This is a genomic window from Pseudomonas sp. EL_65y_Pfl1_R83, from assembly GCF_963970695.1.
Taxonomy (GTDB): domain Bacteria; phylum Pseudomonadota; class Gammaproteobacteria; order Pseudomonadales; family Pseudomonadaceae; genus Aquipseudomonas; species Aquipseudomonas tritici.
In genome coordinates this window covers 1-542 of record NZ_CAXAQI010000212.1, presented here as the reverse complement: position 1 = coordinate 542, position 542 = coordinate 1, and the positions used below count along the sequence as shown (strand labels likewise).

1 protein-coding gene is annotated in these 542 nt (G+C 66.1%); it reads left to right on the top strand.

Features of this window, described 5'->3' with window-relative positions; translation table 11 throughout:
* Positions 1–498 (top strand): agmatine deiminase family protein (locus AACY08_RS28470; RefSeq protein WP_339472437.1); only part of this gene is annotated, 498 nt, incomplete at its 5' end.
* Between the last annotated feature and the right edge of the window lie 44 nt (positions 499–542).

The following is a 542-nucleotide window of genomic DNA, read 5'->3' as shown; positions in this document are numbered from 1 at the left end:
CTCAACCCCAATCGCAACCCGTCCTTGACCAGGAGCGAGATCGAGCAGCGCCTGCGCGACGATCTCGGGCTGGTCGACGTGCTATGGCTGGGCGACGGGTTGATGCACGACCATACCGACGGGCATGTCGACAATCTGGCGCGTTTCGTTGCGCCGGGGGTGTTGGTGATCCCGGAGGCGGCGGAGAATGACCCCAATTGGCTGGTCTATCAGCGCGCCGCGCAAGCCGCATCCGCCAAGGACGGCATCGAGCTGGTGCGAATCCCGTCGCCCGGTCGCGTGCTTCGCGACGACGAAATCGTGCCTGCCAGCTATATGAACTTCTACATTGGCAATGCCGCCGTCGTGGTGCCGCTCTACGGTGCGCCCAACGACGATGCTGCGGTGGCGGCGGTGCAGGCGCTGTTTCCGGATCGCGCGGCGGTGGGCTTGCGGGCGGACGCAATCCTGACCGGGGGCGGGAGCTTCCACTGCATTTCACAGCAAGTGCCGGCGTAACGGGGGGCATTGGGCTCCGCGCCGCCACTCTGCCCGTTCGTTTC